Here is a 17,974-nt window from a genome sequence, read left to right as displayed (position 1 = left end):
GCGGCGCTCTCTTCGCTTCTACGATTCCCTGTTCCCTATTCCCGGCGTCAGGAGAACGAAACCTTCGGCACCTCGCGCTTGCTCTCCGACTCGATCTTCAGCGACTCGGCCGGCAGGAAGCTGAACATGTTCGCGACGAGCGAACCGGGGAATTGCTCGCGCCGGTTGTTGTAGCTCATCACTGCGTCGTTGTAGGCCTGGCGCGCGAACGCGACCTTGTTCTCGGTCGAGGTCAGCTCCTCGCTGAGCTGCATCATGTTCTGGTTCGCCTTCAGGTCCGGATAGGCTTCCGACAGCGCGAACAGACGGCCGAGCGTCTGCGTCAACGCGTTGTCGGCGCCGGCCAGCTGCTGCATCGCCTCCGCGTCGCCGGGATTGGCCTTCGCCGCCGACAGGCCGGACACGGCGGAGTTGCGCGCCTGGATCACCGCCTCCAGCGTTTCGCGCTCGTGTTGCATGTACGCCTTGGCGGTTTCGACCAGATTCGGGATCAGGTCGTAGCGACGCGTCAGTTGCACGTCGATCTGGGCGAACGCGTTCTTGTAGCTGTTACGTCCGGTGACCAGGCCGTTGTAGAGACCGATGAAAAAGAAGCCGAGACCGACCACGATGGCCAGGAAAATCAACAGGCTCATGTTTCTTTCCCCCTCTGGATGCGGCTAGAATCGACGCAGTTTCAGCATAGCAGCCGATGGTTGCGCAAACGAGGCCGGAGAGCCTCGGCTTCGGAGATGGCATTGAGCAGTACCTTGCGCGTTCTGATCGCCCTGTTGGCGGCTTTCGCCATCGCGGCTTCCGCTTCCGCCGGCGCCGCTTCCGCCGCGAAGAAATCCAAGTCCGCCCAGCGACCGCCGGTCGCTGCGGCGAAAGCCAAGACGACCAAGAAGAGCGCCGCGGTCGCGAAGAAAACCGCCGCCTCGAAGGGCGCCGTCGCCGGCAAGCGCGGCAAGCAGGTCGCCGTGCGCAAGCGCCAAGTCGAACTGCCGGCGGTGGTGATTCCGGTCGCCGACGCGCGCGCGGTCTCGCACGACGCCGCCGGCATCGCGCGCGAATTCGATCGCTGGCTCGACGGCGTCGAAGGCTCCAGCGACGTCGCCGGCCTCGCCGCGGCGATCATCAAGGACGACAAGGTGCTGCTCGAGCGCGGCATCGGCTACGCCGACGCGAACACGCGCGAGCGCATCTCCGGCGACACGGTGTTCCGCCTCGCCTCGCTGTCGAAGGCATTCGCCGCGACCCTGGCCGGCATCCTGGTCGAACGCAACCAGCTGCACTGGGACACGCGCGTCGCCGACGTGCTGCCCGCGTTCATGCTGAACGACGTCGCCAGCGCGCAGAAGCTGACCGTACGCGACATCCTCAGCCATCGCGTCGGCCTGCCGCACAACACCTACGACAACCTGCTCGAGCAGGACGAGCCGTACCAGGTGCTCGTCGGGCGGCTCAGCGAAGTGCCGCTGACCTGCCCGGTCGGCGACTGCTACGGCTACCAGAACATCGCGTTCAGCCTGATCGGCGACGTGACCTACGCGGCCACCGGCGACTTCTACTACCACCAGGTCGAGAAGCGCATCTTCCATCCGCTCGGCATGAACACCGCGACCTACGGCCGCGAAGCGCTGGAAGGCTCCAAGAGCTGGGCGCGCCCGCACCATCGCTTCGGCGCGAACGGCTGGGCGCCGTTCGCGCCGAAGGAGAACTACTACCACGTGGCGCCGGCGGCCGGCGTCAACGCCAGCATCCGCGACATGGAGCAGTGGCTGATCGCGCAGATGGGCGGACGCCCGAACGTACTGTCGCCGCAGCTGCTGGAAACCCTGCACAAGCCGCTGGTGGAAACCGCACGCGAGAAGCGCGCCTCGCCCTGGCGGCGCGGCCGCCTGTTCGACGCGCAGTACGCCCTGGGCTGGCGCATCTACGACTACGCCGGCACGACCTTGGTGTTCCACGCCGGCGCCGTGCAGGGCTACCGCGCGATCATCGCGTTCCTGCCGAAATACCGCTTCGGCGCCGTCATGATGTGGAACTGCGAATCGGCGGTGCCGATGGGCCTGATGCCGATGCTGATCGACCGCTACCTCGGCCTGCCCGAGGTCAACTGGGCCGGCATCGACCACGGCGACAGTCCCGACCTCGCCGGCGGATCCGACTGAGCCGCGCGATCCGCTTCGACCGTGCGGCCGAAGCGGATCGCGTCGACGCCGATCAGTTGCCGAGCTTGAACTCGATCCGGCGCCGCAAGGTGGTCGCCACTGGCTGACCTCGATCGAGGCGCGGCTCGAACTTCGCCTGCTGGATCGCGCGCACGGCTTCGCGGTCGAACACGCGCGGCGGACTGGAAGAAACCGCGCGGGCGTTCTGCACCGAACCGTCGGCGGCCACGGTGAACTCGACTTCGACCCAACCGCTCTGACGATTGCGCGCCGCGGTGGCCGGATACTCCGGCTGCGGTACCGTCGTCATGCGCGCGTCGCGCGTTTCGCCGACCGGCGCGGGAGCCGGCGCCGCCGGCGGCGCAGCACTCGGCGGCGGTGTCGCGCGCGCCACTTCGGTCGGACGCGAGGCCGCCGCGGTGCTCGCCGCCGGCGCGGGCGCCGCCGCGGTCGGTGCGGCCGCATCCGGTGTCGCCGCGGCCGGTGCAGCCGGCGTCGCCGCCGTCTGCGTGCGCGTCGCGGCAGCGGCGGCCTGCTGTGCCTGCAGCTGCTGGTCGCGCTCGACCTGCTTGCGTTTCGCGTCGAGCTTGCTGCGCAGGATCGTCAAACTGTAGTTGCTCGGATCCGCCTGCGCCAACAGGCTCATGATGCGCGTCGCTTCGTCGTAGTTGCCCTGGTTGATCTGGTCTTCGGCGCTGCCGGTCGCGAACGGGAACAGTTCGCGCACGGCGTCGACCGCGCCGTTGTCGTCGGGCTGACGCGTCATGATCGCCAGATAGAATTCGAGCGCGTTGTTGCCCGGCGGCGTGACCATGCGGTTCTCGGCCATCGCGCCGCGCGCCGCCTTGTAGAGCTCGTTGACGCTGAGCTCCGCCGTCGGCAGCGGCGGTGCTTCGCCCGCCGCGGGTGCGGTCGTCGCGCCCGGCGCCGTCGTCGGCGCCAGCGCCGAGACGCCACGCTGACCGACGTACCACCACCAGGCCGCGGCCGCGAACGCGGCCAGCACGATCAGAATCAATACGAGTTGCACCGCCGAAACGGCGCCGCGCATGCGGCTCCGATCGCATCCCCCGACGCGCACGCCAACGCGCCGAACCCCTTGCCTGCTGCTTCCCGACATCTTTAGCCCCCTGTGGCTGATGTGCACCGGCGCGATGCGCCGGTTCGGTGACAGAAATATAACGCAGATCACAGTTGCTCCCCTACTCCCTCGTCCGGCGCCGCCGCCGGGCCGTGCGCGTGATTGTTCAGCCGGGCGGCACTAAGCTCGGTCCCGCGTCTGCGCGACATCCGCGGGAACGAAGCCCCTGCGCGGATATCGCCGCCGGCGCCTTCTTCAACCCCTTCAGCAGGAGCCGACCATGGCAAGCGTGCGCGAGATGAAACAGAAGCTGGACGAAACCGGAGCCGAAGCCGTCGAGGCGACCAAGGAACACGTCGAGCATTTGCAGAGCGAGCTGCATCGACTGCGCGAGAAGCTGCGCGCGAACGGCGCGCAGTTGGAAGACGATCTGCGCGCGGCCAGCGATCGCTTCTCCGACGGCGCGAAGAAGTTCAGTGCCGCCGCCGTGGAGCAGATCCGCGAACATCCGTTGGCCGCGTTCGGCGTCGCCTTCGCTGCCGGCGTCGTGCTCACGCGCCTGCTGCGCGGGCGCTGATGGACGCGCCGGAAGCCGCGACCGAGGAAGCCTCGCCGCTGCCGCCGCGACCCGATGCGTTCGCGGCGGTCAGCGGTGCGCTCGAACAAGCCGTTCGCGTCGCCGAGGCGGCGCTCGCCCTGCTGCGCGCCGAGCTTCGGCTCGCGCGCGGCAGCGCGCTCGCGCTGGTGTGGCTCGCCTTCGCGCTGATCTTCCTCGGTGTCGGCGCCTGGCTCGCCACCAGCGCGGCGATCGCCGCCGGCGTCTACGAGCTCACCGGCAACCTGTTCGTCGGCATCGGCAGCGTCGCGCTGGCGAACCTGATCGGCATCGGCCTGGTCCTGTTCGCGATGCGCAGTTGCTGGCGAGATCTGACCCTGCCGCGCACGCGCCGCATGCTCGGCCAACTCACGGACAGTCGACATGAGCCTTCTTGAACGACGGCGCGCGGCACGACGCGCGGAGCTCGAGTTCGAACTGACCCGCGTGCAATGGCACGCACGCACCCGCCTCCTGCGCGAGCACTACGCGCGCCATCGCGAAGCGTGGCTGCTCGGCGGCGGCTTCGCCGCCGGAGTGATCGCGAGCCTGCTGCCGCTGCGCGCCGGCGTCCGCCTGGGACGCACGCTCGCCAGTGCGGCGAGCCTTCTGCTGCGCTCGCCGCTGCAGACCCTGCTGTTCGAGTACGTCCATCGGCACCTGGACCGCGACGAGACGACGACTCGCACGCAGTGACGCTCCGCGACGACGTGGAGGGCGATTGGATTCCGAACGGAGAGAGGGGGAGCTCGTCGCGGGGAGAGTTCCAAATACTCTCCCTGCGCTGGGCTGACCGCAGGGAGAGGAATTTGGGATTACGACGTTGCTGATGAAACGTGTTGCGGTATCACTACTGCTGACGGCTCCGCGCTGAACACCAAGGCGGAGCCGCAGCGATCATCGGCCGTAAACGACGCGGCCGACTGAAGGCAAGGCCTTACTTGGCCTTCTTGGCAGCCTTCTTCACGGCCTTCTTCGCGACTTTCTTCGCGGCGGGCTTCTTCGCGGCGCTCGTCTTACGAGCGGTAGCGGTCTTGGCCTTGGCCGTCGTCTTCTTCACCACCTTCTTGGCGGCTTTCTTGGCGGCGGGTTTCTTCTTTGCAGCTGCTTTCTTCATAGCCATATCGCGTCTTAGCTCCTCGTCAGTTGGCAGTGGTTGCCCAGTAAAAGCGTGAAGGAATGCTTCGCACAGCAGATCGCTGTTGGTGGCGTGACGCAGGTTCGCAACCTGGCGTCGGGTCCGTTCGTCGGACAAAAGCTTCAAGACGTGGAAGGGAACCGACACCGTGATCTTTTTCACCGACCCGGACTTCGTGCCGTGTTCAATGTAAGGGTCGATGAAACGAGTCGCGGTCATGATTCCTTTATTTGTTTGTCACGCCGGCGCAGAAACTATTACTGTCGTTAGCGCGTGTCAACAAATTTCTTAGGGGAAACAAGCAGTTCCTACGTGACTGCTAGAGCCCGAAAACACCCCTCTCCGGGGCGATTCCGGCACCCCGGGAAATGCGCTTCCCAAAGGACGCTTAGATGTATAGACGTCCAAATAAACATGCCGCAATAATTCCAGAATAAACCCCGGAAAGCTAGTATTGGCGCGGGTTTCCAGCCTTTCCGTCGCGGCGATCCATGCCATTCTTCGAGACGCGAACTTTGCGCAGCCCGATGAGCCGCGCATTCCTCTCGGCCGCTCGGCGAAGGCACGATCGGGCGCGGCAACGGCGAATGAACGAGCGCAAAAAATTCTTTCGCCGGACCGACGCGCGACGACGATCGTCGACTTCTTCCGTCTCGCCGGCGTCGTCCGACACTCGCTTCCGGATGACGTCGACGCGTCGAAAGCTCGCCGACGAAACCTCGCGCGTTCGTCACGCCACGCTCGTCGAACTCGTCTTCGCATCGTCTTCATCGTCGATCGCCGCGTCGAAGGAAACGAACGCAGAGATCGAAGATGCACTTCTTGCCGCAACGTCGAGCGAGCGCCCGACGCCGGCGTCGAAGCGATCGCGAGCGAAAAAAAAAGGGCGCGCCGAAGCGCACCCTCTTTCGACCGATGGGAACGACGGATCAGTCGTCTTCGTTCTCGATCAGTTCGGCGTAGTCGTCCGGGCCGAGCAGCTCTTCCTGTTCCTCGGCGAGGTTGTCCGGCTTGATCACGAACAGCCAGCCGTCACCGTAGGCGTCTTCGTTGATCGTTTCCGGCTTGTCCGGCAGCGCTTCGTTGATCGCGACGATCTCGCCGGAGACCGGAGCGTAGACGTCGGACGCGGCCTTGACCGACTCGACCACGGCGACCGCGTTGCCGGCCTTGACCGTGTCGCCGACACTCGGCAGTTCGACGTAGACGAGGTCGCCGAGCAGGCCCTGAGCATGATCGGAAATGCCGACCGTGACGGTGCCCTTGTCTTCGACGCGCGCCCACTCGTGGGACTTCATGAATTTCAGATCGCCGGGAATCTCTTGCATGACTCAGTTCCTTGGGTTCTGGAGCACCGTTCGGCGCCGATTCTATATTGAGAAATGCGGCCATGGACGGCCACGGGTGGAACTTCCGAAACCGGATGGCTGCCAGCGGCGGCAACCATCCGAGCGGCGGCGATCCCGGAAGGATCGCACTTGGACTCGAAAAGCGCGGCCGCGGACGGCCGCGGAGGAAACTTCCGCAAAGGCTCGCCGCCGATCAGATGCCGTCGATCGCCTTGCCGTCCCTGACGAACGGATACTTCACGACGCGCACCGGCACCAGCTTGCCGCGGATGTCCGCCTGCAGCGTTCCGCTCGAACCGGCCGGCACGCGCGCGAACGCGATCGACTTGCCCAGCGTCGGCGAGAAGCTGCCGGACAGGATCTCGCCGTCGCCGCTCGGCGTGACGACGCGCTGGCCGTGGCGCAGCACGCCCTTCTCGTCCATCACCAGGCCGACCATGACGCGATGGTCGCCGGCGGCCTTCTGCTTCTCGAGCGCGCCGCGGCCGATGAAGTCGCGGCCCTCGTCGAGCGCGACGGTCCAGCCGAGGTTCGCTTCCCACGGCGTCACCGACTCGTCCATGTCCTGACCGTACAGATTCATGCCGGCTTCCAGGCGCAGCGTGTCGCGCGCGCCGAGCCCGGCCGGAGCGACGCCGGCGTCCTTCAGCCGGTTCCACAATTCGACCGCCTGCGCCTCCGGCACGACGATCTCGAAACCGTCCTCGCCGGTATAGCCGGTGCGGGCGATGAACAGGCCGTCACCCTCGACCGCGGCGAACTTGCCGACCTTCTCCGCCTTCGCGCGCGTCTCCGGCGAGAGCAGGCCGAACACCTTCGCGCGCGCATTCGGTCCCTGCACCGCGATCATCGCCAGCTCCGGCCGTTCGCTCACCGCTACGTCGAAAGCCTTGGCCTGGGTCTGGATCCAGGCCAGGTCCTTTTCGCGCGTCGCCGCGTTGACGACCACGCGGAAGAAATCGTCGCCGAGGAAATAGACGATCAAGTCGTCGATCACGCCGCCCCGTTCGTCGAGCATGCACGAGTACAGCGCCTTGCCCGGCGCCTTCAGCTTGTCCACGCTGTTGGCGAGCAAGCGGCGCAGGAATTCGCGCGTGCGCGCGCCGCGCAGATCGACCACGGTCATGTGCGAGACGTCGAACATGCCGGCGTCGCGGCGCACCGCGTGGTGCTCCTCGATCTGCGAGCCGTAGTTGATCGGCATGTCCCAGCCGCCGAAGTCGACCATCTTGGCGCCGAGCGCGCGATGGGTGTCGTTGAGGATGGTCTTCTGCGTCATGGGTCGGTGCGTCCGCGGAAACGGGGGCGCGCATTATCGCGAGCGGACGCGCGCAATTCCAACAGCGAAGGGGAATGAACCGCCGCGCCACCGGATCGCGCGAGGACCTCCCTATCCGAAGCGGCCTTCGCTCTTATTTTTCCCGGCGCGTCTTCTCCTTCCGGTACCCACCCTATCCGGTATGCGGGACACGCACGAGCGCAGCGCCGCACGATCGACCAGCGTCGCCCCGTACGCAGATTACAAAAATATAGTGCGGTATAAGCCGCGATGCAGAGGTCCTCTGCAGCCACCCCAGGAGCATGGCCATGACGTCTCGGAATGCCTGTTTCGCGTTGTTCGTGTCGCTCGCTTCGCTGGCATCCTTATCCAGTGCCGCCACTTTTGCGTCTCCACCCGATTCGCCCCTCTCCGCGGAGGACGCGGTAGCCTCGCGGGAGAACATCCGGCAAAACTACATCGGAGACCCCGACGTCCCGCCGACGCTCACCGGCGAGAATCCGGCTCTCGATTCTCCGCTGATTCCATTCGCGTGGAACGAGCAGGCCATCCGGGTGACCGACGGCACCGGCTTCGGCGGATCCATCGCCGTTTCCGGCGACATCGCCTTCGTTAGCGCGGCGACAACGAACGGCAATCAAGGCGCGGTGTACGTGTATCAGCGCTCGAACATCTGCTCGATGCAGGGATGTCCGTGGGTGCAGAAGCAACGCCTCGTCGCCAGCGACGGCGCGCCCAACACCTACTTCGGAAAAGTCGCTTTCGACGGAACCACTGCATTGATCGGAGCCAGCTCGACGACGGTCGACGGACGCCCGAGCCAGGGAGCGGTATACGTCTTCTCACGGGGAGAGAATCGGAATTTCGCTCAAGTGCAAAAGCTGACCGCTCCCGACGGCGCGGCCTCCGACTGCTATTTCGGCACCTCCGTGGCGATCGCGGGCTCCGACGCGCTCATTGGCGCGCCGGGTTGCGGCGGCACCAACCAGGCCATCAACAGCCGCGGCTCCGCCTACCGCTACCGCAAGGATGCCAACGGCAACTGGGTGATCGTACAGAAGTTCGTCGCCAGCGACGGCGGATTCGCCGAAAGCTTCGGGCGAGCCGTCGCGATCAATGCCGATACCGCGGTCATCGGTGCCGACAGCGCATTCCAGTTCGGCTACTACGGCGTCGGCGCAGCCTACGTCTACAGGAAGCAGTGCTTCCCGGACGGTCGCTGCAATCCCAATTGGCTGGAGAAGCAGAAGCTGATCGCAAGCCCCACCTCGACGGGCATGGAGTTCGGCTCTTCGATCGTGCTCAGCGGAACGGACCTTTTCATCGGCGCGCCGTGGGCGCTCACCGGCGATGAAAACCTCCCCATCCAGCCGATATCCGGCGCGGTCTGGGCCTTCAAGCAAATCGACGGCCAATGGGTGCAGCAACAAGAAATGATTCCCAGCGACGCCTACCACGACTGGCTCTTCGGGATCTCGATCTCCCGAAGCAAGGACACACTGGTCGTCGGCTCGGCGTTCGCCGGCTGGCCGAACATGAAAGGCGCCGCCTACGTATTCGTGCTGAACAACGGCATCTGGACCGAAGTGCAAAAGCTGACCGCCAGCGACGGCACGCTCAACGACTCTTTCGGCAGCGGAGTCGGAATCTCCGACAGCGGCGACGTGCTCGTCGGCTCGCCGCAAGGCCTGAACAACAGCGGCCAGGGCACCATGTACGTCTATACCCAGCAGTGACGGCAGTCGCGGCGCGGCGCCGACGCTCATGCGTCGCGTCGCGCCGCGCTCTCGATTCGGGGGCACTCGACGATCTTCGCTCCCGGCGGAAGGATCGAGCCGGAAGTCAGTGCGGCGTCTGTACCTTCAAGGAAACACCTTCCACGGCGACGACCTCGACCTCGCTGCCCACCGGCAGATCCGGCCCTTCGGCCAACCATTCGCTGTCGCCGACCTTGACCTTGCCGCGACCGTTGACGATCGCCTCGGCCAGCACGAAGCGCCGGCCGATCAACTGCGCGCCGCGCTTGTTCAACAGCGGCTGGTCGTTGCGTTGCTCGGCGACCGGTCGAATGTATCTCCAGTAGACCAGGCAGGCCGCGATCGCCAGCACGCCGAACAGCACGGCCTGCGCCAGAGCCGGCAGGCCCGGCATCACCAGCGTCACCAGCCCCATCACGCCGGCGGCGATGCCGATCCACAAGAGGAAGTAGCCGGGCGCCAGCATCTCGGCCGCGATCAGCACCAGCGCCAGCAGCCACCAGCCGTAGTTGTTCACGAGGTTGTCCATGCGGTTCTCGCTCGCGATGAGTCGTTCAGCGCACCTGCGGCGGCGCCGGTCCGCGCGGTGGCGCGGCCCGCTTCGCCTCTTGGTCGGACAGGGCGTTCTTGGCCAGCTCCGCAATGCCGGCCAGCGAGCCGATCACGCCGGTCGTCTCGACCGGCAGCAGCAGCATCTTCTGGTTCGGCGAATCGGCCATCGCCTTCAGCGCCTCGACGTACTTGTTGGCGACGAAGTAGTTCAACGCGTTGACGTCGCCGCCGGCGATCGCCTGCGAGACGACCTCGGTCGCCTTCGCCTCGGCCGCGGCGAGACGTTCGCGCGCCTCGGCTTCGCGGAATGCGGCTTCCTTCTGGCCTTCCGCGGCGAGGATCGCCGACTGCTTCTCGCCCTCGGCCTTCAGGATCGCGGCCTGGCGCAGGCCCTCGGCTTCGAGGATGTTCGCGCGCTTCTCGCGCTCGGCCTTCATCTGCCGAGCCATCGAATCGACCAGGTCGCGCGGCGGCTGGATGTCCTTCAGCTCGATGCGCGTGACTTTGAGGCCCCACGGATGCGTCGCCTCGTCGACCACCTTCAGCAGCGCCGCGTTGATCTGGTCGCGCTTGCTCAACGATTCGTCGAGGTCCAGTCCGCCGAGCACGGTGCGGATGTTGGTCATCACCAGGTTGATGATCGCGAGCTCGAGGTTGGACACCTCGTAGGCCGCCTTGGCCGCGTCGAGCACCTGGAAGAACACGATGCCGTCGACCTTGACCACCGCGTTGTCCTTGGTGATGACGTCCTGCGACGGCACGTCGATCACCTGCTCCATCATGTTCATCTTGCGGCCGACGTTCTGCATGAACGGGACCAGCAGGTGGAACCCCGGCGTCAACGTGTGCGTGTACTTGCCCCAGCGCTCGACCGTCCACTCGTAGCCCTGCGGCACGATGCGCACGAGCTTGGACAGGCCGATCAGGATGACCGCGAAGATCGCGATCGTCAGGATGCCGTTGAAACCCATGATGCTGCTCTCCCCGCTCGACGTGAACGCCGAGTATATGCAAGTCCCATGACGCGCGCTGGCGTGCCGCGGTCACTCGCGCTGCGGCAGGACCAGCACGACCGTCAGTCCGCCGCCGTCGCGGTTGGCGAGCTGCACGCGGCCGCCGTGCGCGTCGGCGATCTCGCGCGCGAGCGCCAGGCCGAGGCCCGAACCGCTGCGCTTGGTCGAATAGAACGGCAGCAGCGCGTTGGCGAGCACGGTCTCGCTCATGCCGCTGCCGCGGTCGTGGACGTCGATGCGCGCCTCGCGCGCGTTCTGCGTAACCGAGACCTCGATCGCCTCGGCGGGACCGCCGGATTCGTGCGCGTTCTTCAGCAGGTTGATCAGCACCTGCTCGACCTGGCCGCGATCGAAGCGCGCCGGGGTCGCCGGCACCGCACCGGCGATGCGGAACGCGTAGTGGCGCGCCAGCGCCTCGAGGAACGGTGCCCACTCGACCATTTCCGGCTGCGGCGTCGGCAGCTTGGCGAAACGCGCGTAGCCCTGGATGAAGTTTTCCAGGTGCCGCGTACGTTCCTCGATCGTGTCGAACACGATGCGCAGGCGCGCGGCGTCGTTGCGCTGCACCAGCTCGCGCCCGGAATGCGACAGCGAACGGATCGGCGCCAGCGAGTTGTTCAACTCGTGGCTGATCACGCGGATGACTTTCTTCCAGGTCGCCACCTCCTGCCGCGCCAGCTCGCGCGTCAGCCGCTTCAACTGGTACAGCCGATGCGGCCTGCCCTGCAGCTTGAACACGCGCTGGGAGAGATGGAAGGTTTCTTCCTCGTGCTCGAACGGCACGCTGAACAGGCCGTCGCCGCCGCTCGCGATCGCTTCCGCCAATGTCGCCGGCGCGCTGGCGACGATCTCGCTGAACCGCTCGCCGTTCAGCGGGCGGCCGCCGTTCAACAGCTGGCGCGCGGCCAGGTTCGCGTAGACGACGTGGCCGCCGTCCTCCACCAGCACCAGCGCGGTCGGCGTGTTCTGCACGACGGTGTCGAGCAGCAGCTCGCGCTGGAACAGATGCTGCCGCTCCTCGCGCAGCACGCGACCGAGTTCGTTGTGCGCGTTCACCAGATCGCCGACTTCGTCCTGGCGCTGGGCGCCGATCGAGAAGCTGAAATCGCCGTCGCGGAAGGCGACCACGCTGCCGGACAGTGCGCGGATCAGCGCCGCGACCGGCTGCGCCAGCAGGCGCGCGAACACCAGCGCCGGCAGCACGAGCAGGAAGATCGTCGCGAGAATGCCGAGCCAGGGCGAGCCCAGCCACTTCGTCGCCCACGCCGACAGCGCCGCCGCCGCGACGACCGCGACCGCGAGCGCCGCGGCGAGCTTGCCTTCCAGCGAAATCCAGCGCATCAGTCGCTTCCACTCGGTCGCGGCGACGCTCCGTGCTGCGGATTCAGTCGCGCGAATACGTCACCCGTGATCGTCGCACACCCAGGCGCGGACGCGACAGCGGTCGCCGCCGTAGCGATAACAGAAGTCCATCGCCAGGTTCTCGGCCTCGCGGCGGCTTTGCGCATAGGCCCAGCCGCGCGGACCGCAGGAGTCGTCGACCGAATTGGCGAAAGCGGCGCACTCGTTGCGGATCGTCAGCACGACGTCGCAGTCGTAGTCGCCACAGCGGCGCAGCGCCGAGCGACGCGCGCCGTCGACGTAGTCGTGACCGTAGGACGTTCCGTAGGCTCCGCAAGATCCCACCGCCAGCGCTCCGACACCCCAGGCCGTGGACGCCGCCGTCGCCGTGGCCGCTGCCATCAACCAACTTGCGAGTGCGCGCTTGGACATGATCGCCTCCGGTTCGGGTCGTCAGCATGAGCAAGGCTGACTGAATCGCTTTCGACTGGATCGCTTCGACTGAAGCGGCCGCCACCATGACGGCTCGCCTTCCTCAATAGCGCATCGACGCGCCCATCCCCATCGGGGTTTTCCCGAGGTCGGAAGAAGAAGAAAAGGCGTCTGACGCGGATCAAAGCGCATCGACGCGGATGAGCACCCAAAGAGCTTCGGCTCTATCCGCGTTCCTCCACGTCGATCCGCGTCCAGCCTCCTCTTTCCGGCACTCGGCGCCCTAGCCCTGCGTGACGCCGAGCTTCTCCATGCGCCGATACAGCGCCTGCCGCGACAGGCCGAGTTCGGCCGCCGCCTGGCTGATCACGCCACGCGCGTTCTTCAGCGCGGACTCGATCGCCTCGCGGTCGGGTTCGGCCTCCGGCGCCAGCCGTCCGTTGCCCGCGCGCACCACGGCGAGACCGAGGTCGCGTGCGGTGATGACGCCGTCCTGGCACAGCAGAGCCGCGCGCTGAATCGCGTTCTTCAGCTCGCGCACGTTGCCCGGCCAGGTGTGCGCGGCGAGCGCGGTGCGCGCCCCCTCGTCGAACTGGGCCTGGCCGGCCAGGAAATGCTCGGCCAGCGGCACCACGTCCTCGACGCGCTCGGCCAATGGCGGCAGGCGCAATTCGATGACGTTGAGACGGTAGTACAAGTCCTCGCGGAACTTGCCCATCTGGATCATCGCCGGCAGGTCCGCGTTGGTCGCGCTGATCACGCGCACCTTGACCTGGCGCGTGCGGCTGGATCCCAACCGCTCGAACTGGCCGCTTTCGAGCACGCGCAGCAGCTTCGCCTGGCCGGCCAGCGGCAGGTTGCCGATCTCGTCGAGAAACAACGTACCGCCGTCGGCGACTTCGAAGCGGCCTTCGCGCGCGCGATTGGTCGCGCCGGTATAGGCGCCGGCCTCGGCGCCGAAGAGTTCCGCCTCGATCAACTCCGACGGCAGCGCGCCGCAATTGACCGTGACGAACGGCCCCGCCTTCACCGCCGAGTTCGCCTGCACGATCTCGGCGATGCGTTCCTTGCCGGCGCCGTTGGGACCGGTGATCAGTACCGGAATGTCGGCGCGCGCGACCTGACAGGCGAGTTCGACCACGCGCAGGGTCGCCGACGAGGCGAACACCAGGCCGCGCAGATCGTACTTGTCGTCCAGCGCCTTGCGGCGGCGGCGGCGCTCGTCGCGCATGCGCGCGACCTCGCGCGTCGCCTCGGACAATTCGAGCAGGTTTTCCACCGTGGCGAGCAGCTTGTGGTCGTCCCACGGCTTGGCCAGATAGTCGGCCGCGCCGGCCTTGACCAGCTCGACTGCGGTTTCCAGCCGCGTCCACGCGGTCAGCAACACGATCGGCAGGTCCGCATGACTCGCGCGGATCGCGCGGAACAGCGCTACGCCCTCCTCGCCGGAGGTCGTATCGGCGCTGAAATTCATGTCCTGCACGACCAGATCGATGTCCTCGCGCGCGAGCGCGGCGAGGCCTTCTTCGGGCGAGGACGCGATCACCGTGCGGATCTCGCGCAGGCCGAGCAGCAGGTCCAGTGCGGTGCCGACCGCGGGGTTGTCGTCGATCACCAGGACCGTGCGCATGTTTTCACTTTTGTCTTTGTGAGCGCGCATCCGCCGCTTGGATGCGGCGGAGCGGGAAAGGGTTGCATGAGTCTATCGGGGAATCGGGAATCGGGAATCGGGAATCGGGAATCGGGAATCGGGAATCGAAGAAGCTTACATGGCCGTTATTCTCGCGGAAGCGGAGGCGCTTCATCGAGAGTCGAACGGCTGGTCGTCCATTCCATTCCCGATTCCGGTCTTCATACGCTTCTCGTCGCCACCGCCGGCGGCACGCGCGACGCGCGCAGAGCCGGTCCGAGCACGGCGAGCTGACCGAGCATCCACAGGCAGAGGAAGCCGACCGGCACGTAGTACCACGGCAGGCGCGGCGACTGGTACGCGTGCATCAGCCACAGGCTGAGCGCGTAGGCGAGCACGCCGCCGGCGACGAGGCCGAGCGTGGTGATGATGAAGTTCTCGGTCTGGAAGTAGCGCAGGATGTCGAACTTGGTCGCGCCGAGCGCGCGCCGCGTGCCGATCTGCTTGGTGCGCTGCGCGACCCAGAAGCTGGCCATGCCGACGATGCCGAGCGCGGTGATCGCGAGCAAGGCGGCGATGACCACGCCGAGGATGATCGCCATCGCGCGGTCGCCCGAATAGGCCTCCCTGCGCACCTGCTCGATCGAGCGCAGCCTGCCGATGATGCGGCTCGGGTTGGCCTCCTGCATCTTCTGCTCGATGGTCTTCATGACCTCGTCGCGACGGCCGGGCTCGGCGCGCACCAGGAAGCGCGTGCTGGTGCCGTACGGCATGTAGGACGGCGAAAAGGTCGCGTTTTCGATGAAGTCGCTTCCCATCCACGGCGTCTGCGCGCGCTCGACGATGCCGATGATGGTCGAGGTCGGGCCGTCGTTCTCCAGGTAGACCTGCTTGCCGATCGCGTCGCCGCCGGGAAACAGCGCATCGGCCAGCGCACGCGTGACGATGATGACGCTCGGCACGCCGCGGTCGTTGATCGAACGGGCGACCACTTCCTCCTGCTTGAAGTTGCGGCCGGCGACCAGCTTGACGCCGTAGGTGTCCAGACCCTGCGCGTCGGTCGCGTACATCGCCGTGCTCGCGGTCGACGTCCGCTGGTTCGGCTGCAGGCTGATGCCCGTGCTCCAGCCGCCGCCGCTCATCGGCACCGACAGCACGCTGGTCGCCGCGGCGACGCCTGGAAGCCGCCGCAGCAGCTGAAGGTCGGACTGCTGCACGCCGTTCACGTCGAAGCCCTGGCCGAAGCCGGTGCTGCCGAACCAGAACGTGTCGGCTTCGTTCATGCCGCTCGGCCGATCCATGCGGTCGAGGCGCTCGCTGATGATGAACAGCGCATTGCAGACGATCGCCAAGGTCAGCGCAACCTGCAGCCCGATCAGGATCATCGAGACCTTGCTGCGCATCAGGGCGGAAAAGATGGGGCGGATTTCCATGGGAACCTCGAATCTTTGTCTGTGAGTGAGCGGTCGGCGGTCAGCGGCGAGCGGAGGGAGCGGTTTTCTCCGTCCACCGCTCACCATTCACCGCTCACACCTTCAACTGCGCCGCCGGCTGCACGCGGCAAGCGCGCCAGGTCGGATACAAGCCGGCCAGCAGGGCCGAGGCGACCGCCAGCACGATGGTCGTCAGCACCATCGTCCAGTCGAGCGAGGCGACGGTCCTGTATTCGGTGTACAGCGCGCGGATCGCGAGCAGGCCGAGCCCCGTCAGCAGCAGGCCGAGCAGGCCGCCGCTGAGGCCGATCACGCCGGACTCGATCAGGAACTGCTTGAACACCTCGCGCCGGCTCGCGCCGAGCGCGCGGCGCAGACCCACTTCGCCGGCCTTGCGCGTGAACTTCGCCAGCAGCAGGCCGATCGTGTTCACCAGGCACACCGCGAGGAAGGCGAAGCCGAGGCCGGTCTGCACCTGCACGTCGCTGGACACCACGCGCTGGTCGGCCATCCACTGATTGACGTCGAGCAGGCGGTTGTTCAACGGACGCTGGAAACGCCCGAGCTTCTTTTGCTCGTTGACGTAGTTGTCCAGGAAGGAGTGGTACTCGGCCAGCCGCGCGGGCGAGTCCAGTTGCACCCACATCTGCATCCAGACGCATTCCGACTCCAGATACGACTCCCAGCCGTTGCCGGGCGAGCGCCAGCAGTTGTTGTTGCCGGAGCCGCGCTGCTTGAGATCGACGGCGGTCGTGAACGGCATGTACATCTCCTCCGGGTCGCTGAACGCGCCGTTGGTGAGGTCGTAGTACTTGGAGCGCAACTTCCATTCGTCGAGCACGCCGACCACGCTGTAGTCGATGCCGTTCATGCGCACCGTCTTGCCGACGCTGTCCTGACCGCCGAAGAGTTTCTCGTTGACGTCCTTGCTGAGCACGAGCACGCGCGCGTGCTCGGTGTCCTGCTTGCGATCCCAGGGACCGCCGTACTGGAACGGCGGCTCGAACATGCCGAAGAAGTCGGTATAGGTCACGCGCACCAGCGACTGGAACGGCTTGACCTCGGGATTCTCCGGCTGCACCGGCAGCACCAGCTTGAACATGGCCGCCTGCTTGTCGGCCTTGGCCGCCTCCATCAACGCCGTCGCGTCGCGGTAGGTCACCTGGTCCGGCGGGCTGCCGTCGTCGTTGGCCGGTTCGTCCGGGCTCCAGCTGTCGAGCTGCACGTAGTGCAGCTTGTCGCTCTTCCACGGAATCGGATCGCTGCCCATCAGGTGCATGACCGTCAGCGTGGTCATGCTCGCGGCGATGCCGAGCGCGATGCCGACCACCATCAGCGCGGTCAGGATCGGGTTGCGCTTGAGGCTGCGCAGGCCGAGTTGCAGATAGTAGGTGAACATGGGGATAGGCAACCGGGAATGAGGAGTCGTCGGGGAAGAAGCCGTGCGAAGCGCGGGGCTCAAGGCGAGACGGGCTCGGTGTGCGCCGATTCCCGATTGCCCATTCCCGATTCCCGCGAGGACGTGCGCAGCGCGGGCTCGCTGTCGAAGTCGGTGACCTGGCCGTCGATCACGTGCACGTTGCGGTGCGCGCGCGCGGCGAGTTCCGGATCGTGCGTGACCATCACGATGGTCGTGCCCTGGCGGTTGATTTCCTCCAGCAGCTCCATCACGCCGCGCGCCATCAGCGAGTCGAGGTTGCCGGTCGGCTCGTCGGCGAGCAGCAGGCGCGGCGAACCGGCCAGCGCGCGTGCGATCGCCACGCGCTGCTGCTGACCGCCGGAGAGTTCCGACGGATAGTGCTTCATGCGCGAGGCGAGGCCGACCCGGCTCAGCGATTCCTCGATGCGGTGCTTGCGGTCGGAGGCGCCGAACCCGCGGTAGCGCAGCGGCACGTCGACGTTGTCGAACAGGTTCAGGTCCGGAATCAGGTTGAAGCTCTGGAAGATGAAGCCGATCTTCTCGTTGCGCAGGCGCGAACGCGCATTGTCGTCCAGACCGCGCACGTCGACGCCGTCGAGCCAGTACTCGCCGCCGGTGAACTCCTCCAGCAGCCCGCAGATGTTGAGGAAGGTCGTCTTGCCCGAGCCGGAAGGCCCGGTCACGGCGACGAACTCGCCCTCGCGCACGTTGATCGAGAAGTCGCGCAGCGCATAGGTCTCGATCAGGTGCGTGCGGTAGACCTTCTGCAGGTGGGTCATCTTCAACATCGGCTTCGCCTCG

General features: G+C 66.5%; 18 protein-coding genes. 5 read left to right on the top strand and 13 right to left on the bottom strand.

The window, feature by feature from the left end; translation table 11 throughout:
* Positions 1-47 precede the first annotated feature (47 nt).
* Positions 48-635, bottom strand: a complete 588-nt coding sequence (locus J7520_RS18400) for a LemA family protein (RefSeq protein WP_291191658.1) — start codon at positions 633-635, stop codon at positions 48-50.
* Between the two features lie 96 nt (positions 636-731).
* On the opposite strand from J7520_RS18400, the gene J7520_RS18395 reads away from it, so the two are divergent.
* A complete protein-coding gene (locus tag J7520_RS18395) occupies positions 732-2,153 on the top strand; it encodes a serine hydrolase domain-containing protein (protein ID WP_291191655.1) in 1,422 nt (473 codons plus the stop codon).
* A gap of 52 nt (positions 2,154-2,205) precedes the next feature.
* Here J7520_RS18395 and J7520_RS18390 read toward each other — a convergent pair whose 3' ends face one another.
* Complete coding sequence (locus J7520_RS18390; RefSeq protein ID WP_291191652.1) at positions 2,206-3,204, bottom strand: energy transducer TonB; 999 nt, start codon at positions 3,202-3,204, stop codon at positions 2,206-2,208.
* 310 nt (positions 3,205-3,514) lie between these two features.
* Here J7520_RS18390 and J7520_RS18385 point away from each other — a divergent pair, with 310 nt between their 5' ends.
* From J7520_RS18385 to J7520_RS18375, 3 genes are read left to right on the top strand one after another with little or no spacing between them, the layout of a single operon-like run.
* Positions 3,515-3,811: a hypothetical protein gene (locus J7520_RS18385; protein WP_291191648.1), complete on the top strand. Its 297-nt coding sequence runs from the start codon at positions 3,515-3,517 to the stop codon at positions 3,809-3,811.
* Complete coding sequence (locus J7520_RS18380) at positions 3,811-4,227, top strand: hypothetical protein (RefSeq protein WP_291191645.1); 417 nt, start codon at positions 3,811-3,813, stop codon at positions 4,225-4,227. The genes J7520_RS18385 and J7520_RS18380 overlap by 1 nt, the downstream gene beginning before the upstream one ends.
* Positions 4,214-4,525 (top strand): hypothetical protein, encoded by a 312-nt coding sequence (locus tag J7520_RS18375; protein WP_291191642.1) that lies wholly within the window; start codon positions 4,214-4,216, stop codon positions 4,523-4,525. Before J7520_RS18380 ends, J7520_RS18375 begins: the two co-directional genes overlap by 14 nt.
* Before the next feature lie 241 nt (positions 4,526-4,766).
* Here J7520_RS18375 and metJ read toward each other — a convergent pair whose 3' ends face one another.
* From metJ to gcvT, 3 genes are all read right to left on the bottom strand, one after another.
* The gene (gene metJ / locus J7520_RS19925) at positions 4,767-5,186 is read right to left on the bottom strand and encodes a met regulon transcriptional regulator MetJ (protein ID WP_345776923.1); all 420 of its coding nucleotides are present in this window, start codon (positions 5,184-5,186) and stop codon (positions 4,767-4,769) included.
* A 710-nt stretch (positions 5,187-5,896) separates the two neighbouring features.
* Positions 5,897-6,295 (bottom strand): glycine cleavage system protein GcvH, encoded by a 399-nt coding sequence (gcvH, locus tag J7520_RS18365; protein WP_291191639.1) that lies wholly within the window; start codon positions 6,293-6,295, stop codon positions 5,897-5,899.
* A 214-nt stretch (positions 6,296-6,509) separates the two neighbouring features.
* Positions 6,510-7,595, bottom strand: coding sequence for a glycine cleavage system aminomethyltransferase GcvT (gcvT, locus tag J7520_RS18360; protein ID WP_291191636.1), 1,086 nt, complete (start codon positions 7,593-7,595; stop codon positions 6,510-6,512).
* Positions 7,596-7,903: 308 nt separating this feature from the next.
* On the opposite strand from gcvT, the gene J7520_RS18355 reads away from it, so the two are divergent.
* A complete protein-coding gene (locus tag J7520_RS18355) occupies positions 7,904-9,331 on the top strand; it encodes a hypothetical protein (protein WP_291191633.1) in 1,428 nt (475 codons plus the stop codon).
* Between the two features lie 106 nt (positions 9,332-9,437).
* Here the strand turns inward: J7520_RS18355 and J7520_RS18350 are convergent, their stop codons facing one another.
* The 8 genes from J7520_RS18350 to J7520_RS18315 form a co-directional block, all read right to left on the bottom strand.
* Complete coding sequence (locus J7520_RS18350; RefSeq protein ID WP_291191631.1) at positions 9,438-9,881, bottom strand: NfeD family protein; 444 nt, start codon at positions 9,879-9,881, stop codon at positions 9,438-9,440.
* Between the two features lie 25 nt (positions 9,882-9,906).
* On the bottom strand, positions 9,907-10,875 hold the full coding sequence (locus J7520_RS18345; protein ID WP_291191629.1) for an SPFH domain-containing protein: 969 nt from the start codon (positions 10,873-10,875) through the stop codon (positions 9,907-9,909).
* A gap of 72 nt (positions 10,876-10,947) precedes the next feature.
* Entirely contained in the window at positions 10,948-12,258 is a 1,311-nt protein-coding gene (locus J7520_RS18340; protein WP_291191627.1) for an ATP-binding protein, read from the bottom strand.
* Positions 12,259-12,318: 60 nt separating this feature from the next.
* The gene (locus J7520_RS18335; protein WP_291191625.1) at positions 12,319-12,690 is read right to left on the bottom strand and encodes a DUF4189 domain-containing protein; all 372 of its coding nucleotides are present in this window, start codon (positions 12,688-12,690) and stop codon (positions 12,319-12,321) included.
* A 283-nt stretch (positions 12,691-12,973) separates the two neighbouring features.
* Entirely contained in the window at positions 12,974-14,320 is a 1,347-nt protein-coding gene (locus J7520_RS18330; protein ID WP_291191623.1) for a sigma-54 dependent transcriptional regulator, read from the bottom strand.
* A 221-nt stretch (positions 14,321-14,541) separates the two neighbouring features.
* A complete protein-coding gene (locus J7520_RS18325; protein WP_291191621.1) occupies positions 14,542-15,753 on the bottom strand; it encodes an FtsX-like permease family protein in 1,212 nt (403 codons plus the stop codon).
* A gap of 94 nt (positions 15,754-15,847) precedes the next feature.
* Complete coding sequence (locus J7520_RS18320) at positions 15,848-17,152, bottom strand: ABC transporter permease (RefSeq protein ID WP_291191619.1); 1,305 nt, start codon at positions 17,150-17,152, stop codon at positions 15,848-15,850.
* A gap of 59 nt (positions 17,153-17,211) precedes the next feature.
* On the bottom strand, positions 17,212-17,961 hold the full coding sequence (locus J7520_RS18315) for an ABC transporter ATP-binding protein (RefSeq protein ID WP_291191616.1): 750 nt from the start codon (positions 17,959-17,961) through the stop codon (positions 17,212-17,214).
* Positions 17,962-17,974 lie beyond the last annotated feature (13 nt).

The sequence above is a fragment of the Dokdonella sp. genome (genome assembly GCF_017744955.1).
In the GTDB taxonomy this organism is placed as follows: Bacteria; Pseudomonadota; Gammaproteobacteria; order Xanthomonadales; family Rhodanobacteraceae; genus Dokdonella_A.
The sequence above is the reverse complement of the archived record's forward strand: the minus strand, read 5'-3'. Positions and strand labels throughout refer to the sequence as shown.

Excerpts from the sequence above, each read along its gene's own strand:
- J7520_RS18400 (WP_291191658.1), bottom strand. The coding sequence starts at position 635 with ATGAGCCTGTTGATTTTCCTGGCCATCGTGGTCGGTCTCGGCTTCTTT.
- J7520_RS18395 (WP_291191655.1), top strand. The coding sequence starts at position 732 with ATGGCATTGAGCAGTACCTTGCGCGTTCTGATCGCCCTGTTGGCGGCT.
- J7520_RS18390 (WP_291191652.1), bottom strand. The coding sequence starts at position 3,204 with ATGCGCGGCGCCGTTTCGGCGGTGCAACTCGTATTGATTCTGATCGTG.
- J7520_RS18385 (WP_291191648.1), top strand. The coding sequence starts at position 3,515 with ATGGCAAGCGTGCGCGAGATGAAACAGAAGCTGGACGAAACCGGAGCC.
- J7520_RS18380 (WP_291191645.1), top strand. The coding sequence starts at position 3,811 with ATGGACGCGCCGGAAGCCGCGACCGAGGAAGCCTCGCCGCTGCCGCCG.
- J7520_RS18375 (WP_291191642.1), top strand. The coding sequence starts at position 4,214 with ATGAGCCTTCTTGAACGACGGCGCGCGGCACGACGCGCGGAGCTCGAG.
- metJ (WP_345776923.1), bottom strand. The coding sequence starts at position 5,186 with ATGACCGCGACTCGTTTCATCGACCCTTACATTGAACACGGCACGAAG.
- gcvH (WP_291191639.1), bottom strand. The coding sequence starts at position 6,295 with ATGCAAGAGATTCCCGGCGATCTGAAATTCATGAAGTCCCACGAGTGG.
- gcvT (WP_291191636.1), bottom strand. The coding sequence starts at position 7,595 with ATGACGCAGAAGACCATCCTCAACGACACCCATCGCGCGCTCGGCGCC.
- J7520_RS18355 (WP_291191633.1), top strand. The coding sequence starts at position 7,904 with ATGACGTCTCGGAATGCCTGTTTCGCGTTGTTCGTGTCGCTCGCTTCG.
- J7520_RS18350 (WP_291191631.1), bottom strand. The coding sequence starts at position 9,881 with ATGGACAACCTCGTGAACAACTACGGCTGGTGGCTGCTGGCGCTGGTG.
- J7520_RS18345 (WP_291191629.1), bottom strand. The coding sequence starts at position 10,875 with ATGGGTTTCAACGGCATCCTGACGATCGCGATCTTCGCGGTCATCCTG.
- J7520_RS18340 (WP_291191627.1), bottom strand. The coding sequence starts at position 12,258 with ATGCGCTGGATTTCGCTGGAAGGCAAGCTCGCCGCGGCGCTCGCGGTC.
- J7520_RS18335 (WP_291191625.1), bottom strand. The coding sequence starts at position 12,690 with ATGTCCAAGCGCGCACTCGCAAGTTGGTTGATGGCAGCGGCCACGGCG.
- J7520_RS18330 (WP_291191623.1), bottom strand. The coding sequence starts at position 14,320 with ATGCGCACGGTCCTGGTGATCGACGACAACCCCGCGGTCGGCACCGCA.
- J7520_RS18325 (WP_291191621.1), bottom strand. The coding sequence starts at position 15,753 with ATGGAAATCCGCCCCATCTTTTCCGCCCTGATGCGCAGCAAGGTCTCG.
- J7520_RS18320 (WP_291191619.1), bottom strand. The coding sequence starts at position 17,152 with ATGTTCACCTACTATCTGCAACTCGGCCTGCGCAGCCTCAAGCGCAAC.
- J7520_RS18315 (WP_291191616.1), bottom strand. The coding sequence starts at position 17,961 with ATGTTGAAGATGACCCACCTGCAGAAGGTCTACCGCACGCACCTGATC.